General features: G+C 62.0%; 6 protein-coding genes. 3 read left to right on the plus strand and 3 right to left on the minus strand.

Annotation, left to right across the window (positions count from 1 at the left end):
* Nucleotides 1–432 precede the first annotated feature (432 nt).
* The 3 genes from trmFO (at nt 433) to EN893_RS19380 (ending at nt 2,774) form a co-directional block, all read left to right on the plus strand.
* Nucleotides 433–1,842 carry a methylenetetrahydrofolate--tRNA-(uracil(54)-C(5))-methyltransferase (FADH(2)-oxidizing) TrmFO gene (gene trmFO / locus EN893_RS19370; RefSeq protein WP_127269100.1) on the plus strand — a complete coding sequence of 470 codons (1,410 nt, stop codon included), beginning with the start codon at nt 433–435 and terminating at the stop codon, nt 1,840–1,842.
* 3 nt (nt 1,843–1,845) lie between these two features.
* Complete coding sequence (locus tag EN893_RS19375; protein ID WP_127269101.1) at nt 1,846–2,412, plus strand: hypothetical protein; 567 nt, start codon at nt 1,846–1,848, stop codon at nt 2,410–2,412.
* A gap of 68 nt (nt 2,413–2,480) precedes the next feature.
* A complete protein-coding gene (locus EN893_RS19380) occupies nt 2,481–2,774 on the plus strand; it encodes a type II toxin-antitoxin system ParD family antitoxin (RefSeq protein ID WP_164748858.1) in 294 nt (97 codons plus the stop codon).
* 11 nt (nt 2,775–2,785) lie between these two features.
* Here the strand turns inward: EN893_RS19380 and EN893_RS19385 are convergent, their stop codons facing one another.
* The 3 genes from EN893_RS19385 to EN893_RS19395 all read right to left on the minus strand — a co-directional run.
* The gene (locus EN893_RS19385; RefSeq protein ID WP_206640139.1) at nt 2,786–3,736 is read right to left on the minus strand and encodes a sterol desaturase family protein; all 951 of its coding nucleotides are present in this window, start codon (nt 3,734–3,736) and stop codon (nt 2,786–2,788) included.
* Entirely contained in the window at nt 3,736–4,152 is a 417-nt protein-coding gene (locus EN893_RS19390) for a hypothetical protein (RefSeq protein ID WP_348632487.1), read from the minus strand. The genes EN893_RS19385 and EN893_RS19390 overlap by 1 nt, the downstream gene beginning before the upstream one ends.
* A gap of 94 nt (nt 4,153–4,246) precedes the next feature.
* On the minus strand, nt 4,247–4,712 hold a 466-nt coding region (locus tag EN893_RS19395; RefSeq protein WP_164900959.1), incomplete at its 5' end, for a squalene/phytoene synthase family protein.

A 4,712-nucleotide genomic window follows, 5' to 3' on the forward strand; every position in this document is an offset into this window, starting at 1 on the left:
GGAATTTTGCCCCAAAAGGTTTCGCCCCTTTCAAACGGCGAAAGAGTTTTCGTCAAAGCCGACCTCCTCCCCGGCGATGACGAATAGGCCCGACCCTCACCTCCTCCCGAGGGTTGGCCACAAAAACGGCGCCCGCTGCACCTCCTCCCGCGGCGGGCGCTGTTTCCCCGGAGTAAAACGAATTTGCTCCAGAGGTTTCGCCCCTTTTAAAAATGGCGAAAGGAATTTCGTCAAAGCCGACCTCCTCCCCGGCGATGACGAATATGGTCGGCCTTCACCTCCTCCCGAGGGTCGACCCCAAAAACGACACCCGCCGGACCTCCTCCCCCGGCGGGTGTTGTCGTTTTCAGGAGGCGCTCCCATCAGCAGCTGTTTGCCCCGCACCGCGCACGGCAATTGCAATCGCCGCACCAAGCGATTATTCCGGCGCTCATGAGCAAAAACCCCATCCATATCATCGGCGGCGGCCTCGCCGGTTCCGAAGCCGCCTGGCAGGCAGCGCAGGCCGGCGTTCCGGTCATCCTGCATGAAATGCGGCCCGTTCGCGGCACCGATGCACACAAGACCGACAGCCTGGCCGAGCTCGTCTGTTCCAATTCCTTCCGCTCCGACGATGCCGACAACAACGCAGTCGGCCTGTTGCATGCCGAAATGCGGCTGGCCGGCTCGTTGATCATGAGCGCCGGCGACGCCAACCAGGTTCCGGCCGGCGGCGCGCTGGCCGTCGATCGCGACGGGTTCGCCGACGCAGTGACGAAAAAGCTCGAAGCACACCCGCTGATCACCATCCAGCGCGAGGAAGTGCCTGGTCTGCCGCCGGCGGATTGGGACCAGGCGATCGTCGCCACGGGCCCATTGACCGCCCCCGGGCTTGCCCAGTCGATCGCGGAAGCGACCGGCGCCGATGCGCTCGCCTTCTTCGACGCCATCGCGCCAATCGTCCATTTCGACACGATCGACATGGATACCTGCTGGTTCCAGTCGCGCTACGACAAGGTCGGGCCAGGCGGCACCGGCAAGGACTACATCAATTGTCCTATGGACAAGGACCAGTACCTTGCCTTCGTGCAAGCGCTGGTCGACGGCCAGAAAACCGAATTCAAGCAATGGGAAGGCACGCCCTATTTCGACGGCTGCCTGCCGATCGAGATCATGGCCGAGCGCGGCGTCGAGACGCTGCGCTACGGGCCGATGAAACCGATGGGGCTGACCAACGCGCACAATCCGACCGTAAAGGCCTATGCCGTGGTGCAGCTGCGGCAGGACAATGCGCTGGGCACGCTCTACAACATGGTCGGTTTCCAGACCAAGTTGAAGCATGCCGAGCAGGTGCGGGTGTTCCGCACCATTCCGGGTCTCGAAAACGCCGATTTCGCCCGCCTCGGCGGCCTGCACCGCAACACCTACATCAACTCGCCGACCTTGCTCGACGCTTCGCTGCAACTGAAGTCGCGGCCCGGCCTGCGTTTCGCCGGCCAGATCACCGGGTGCGAAGGCTATGTCGAAAGTGCCGCGATCGGTCTGCTTGCCGGCCGCTTCGCCGCAGCCGAGCGTCTCGGCCACTCACCGTCCCTGCCGCCGCTGACCACGGCCTTCGGCGCCCTGCTCAACCACATCACCGGCGGCCACATCGTCTCCGATGACGAACCGGGAAAGCGCTCCTTCCAGCCGATGAACGTCAATTTCGGCCTGTTCCCGCCGGTGGAGGCGCCGAAGACCGAAGGCAAACGCATGCGCGGCAAGGACAAGACCGTTGCCAAGCGCCATGCGATCACGTCGCGTGCGCAGGCTGATTGCCGAGAATGGCTAGGGCTGCCGGCACAAGCGCAAGCCGCCGAGTAGTCCATGGCCAAGCACTCCGAGCTGCACCAGCTTCTGCCGTCGGACCTGCCGCCGAGTGGCGAACCTTTCGCCGGCGACTACGAAATTTGCTGGAGCATCTATGTCAGATGCACCAACCTGCGGAAGCTGCGCGAAGTTCATATACCCGCTATCGAGGCGCTAATAGGTCAGCCTCACGGGGGCCAAGGTTGGCTGTACGAAAATGAAAATTACAATGAGAACCGCGATCGAAGCTTGAAGAGAATCATTGCCGTTCAGCCTGTCGAAGGTCCCTACAATGACCGGCTAATTCTGGATTTCATGAAAGCGATCTATTCGCTGTCATCCTTCTGGGCGATCCAAACCCGTCTGGATCCCTCACATCCTCATGGCGTCTACCTCAGTGCACGATTCACGCAGGAGGCTCCCAGCTCGGAGGCGCCGGCTATCGTCGACGCGCTGGTTGAGTTCGAAGCCAATTTTACAGATTTGGGGGGCCGTGAATTCGGCCGGCATTTCGGCACAACTCGGCGCATTAGCGCCACCATGCCGGATGGTTCGGAAGCCGGCCGGGCGAAACCCAGGCGCTAGGACCTCATCGTTGGCCGCACGGATGAAGCAGGATACAATCCTACTTGCGGTCCAATGGGAGCCGTTCCATGGAATTCGCCGAGAAACTTTCTGTCACAGTCACGCCAGCAATGGCCCGCCTTATCCGCCAAAAAGTCGAAGACGGCTCTTTCGGCTCGGCGAGCGAAGTCATCCGCGCGGCGCTCCGGGCCTTCCAGCGCGAGGAAGAGGAGCATGCCGAGCGCCTAGCCGCGATCCGGGCCAAGATAAAGGCTTCGATCGAAGATACGCGTCCCGCTGTTCCGCTGGATCACGCCATCGCGCAAGTGACGGAACGAATCGCGCAATTGGCGTACGACAGCGATGACGACGGACCCTCCTGACATAAGAAGTTCTACTCGGCGGGCTCGCCACCCACGCTTGGCAATCCCGGCTTCCCCGCCTCAGCAGGATTTCGCCTGACATAGGCAGCCTTCAAACTCTCCGAAGTCTCGCGCGAGCCGTCATGGCTCCACCCTGGCGGCTTGATCAAGTAGTTGATGCGGTCGCGCACCGTCAGCCTTGGCACAAACGCATCCCTGAACATGCCGATCCATTCATGGAACGCCACTTTCAGTGGATTGAAGGTGCCGAGGTTCCTGACGATGCCATAGCGCGGCCGGTCTTCTTCCAACTCTCCGACGAAGGTGCCGAACATGCGGTCCCAGATGATCAGCGTGCCGGCATAATTGGCGTCGAGATAGCGCGGATTGGTGGCGTGGTGGACGCGGTGGTGTGAGGGCGTGTTGAAGACGAACTCGAACCAGCCCCACATCTTGCCGATCGTCTCGGTGTGGATCCAGAACTGCCAGACGAGGTTGAAGCCGAAGGTGAAGGCAATCACCGCCGGATGGAAGCCAAGCAGCACCAGCGGCGCCTGCAAAACGAACATGAAGGTGAACAGGCCGGTCCAGTTTTGCCGCAGCGCCGTCGATAAATTGTAGTGCTGGCTGGAATGATGGTTGACGTGTTCGGCCCACACCCAGCGCACCCGGTGCGCGATACGGTGATAGACGTAGTAGCGCAAATCATCGAGCAGGAAGGCGGCCAGGAACACCCAGACCGACAGGCCGAGATTGAAGATGCGGAACTGCCAGAGCCACAGCAACGCCCAGTAGGACACGACGCCAAGCAGCAGCCCGGCAACGACATTGCCGGTGCCCATCATCAGGCTGGTCAAGGTGTCGCGCGTTTCGAACGAACCCTTGGCGCGGCCGGTGCGCACCAGCCAAAGCTCGATCAGGATCGCGACCACGAAGATCGGAATGGCCAGTTGGGTGACTTGCGGGAAATTGTAGCTGTCCATCATGCGGCCGCCCCAGTGGAATTCGAACGTTGCTGCTCAAGCGCTTTCAGCAGGCCCTGCGCATCCGTTGAGCTGGCAAAGCGGAAGCGGCCGCCCTTCCAAGTGAATTCGGCGAGCCGCAGCGAAACCGTGTTCGCCCCTCCGGCGTTCAAAACCATGACATCTTGAGGTGTGACGATGCGGGTCAAGAAGCAATCGCCGATGCCGTGAACGATGCCGATGCGCCCTCGCCCGATATCCAGAAACGCAGTCCTGGCATCCGCTGTCAGGCGGACTACCGTCGCGATCTCGTCGGGAAAATCCTCAGCGAATCGGCTCACCGCGCGATTGGCACTGCTGAGCGTCGCTATCTTGCTGCCGCCGGTGAAATGCACCGCCGCAACCGACAGCGCGATGCCGAAGGTAACGATCGCCACCAATATGGGTAAGCTCATTCATCTCCTCCGGGCCGGCCTGTTGTCTTCGGCAACAGTTTGGCGCGGGGACGTCTTAACACGATTGACGTTTACGTCAAAGCGCAGGCCAGCCCTTGCTCGCGCGACGCAGCAGCAGCCAATGCCGGCGCAAGGCCGACAGCCGCGCCACGCCTTCGAGCGGCGAACCATTCTCCATCTTGCCGAGGTAGGCACGTGACAGGGCGAGCGGCAGGAATGCCGGACGCAGCGAGACAGGCAAGGTCGGTGCGCCTTGCTCGAAGGCGGAAAGATGTTCCCGTGCCAGCGCCATCATCGCCGCCACCGCGCGTTTGGCGCCGGGTCCGCCATCACCAGCAATGAATTCTTCCGGCGACGATCCCGCCGCCGCCAAAATATCGGCCGGGACAAAACACTGTCCGCGCCGGCGATGCAGCGGCAACAGCAGCAACAGGCCGGTCATCGCCTGCGCACAGCCTGCCCTGCCCGCCAGATCGGCAAAGCGCGGCGCCCCGACGGGATCGAGCACCATCGCCGCAAGCTGGATGAGCGCGGCAGCAGTC

The organism is Mesorhizobium sp. M7A.F.Ca.CA.004.04.2.1 (assembly GCF_004022825.1).
GTDB lineage: Bacteria > Pseudomonadota > Alphaproteobacteria > Rhizobiales > Rhizobiaceae > Mesorhizobium.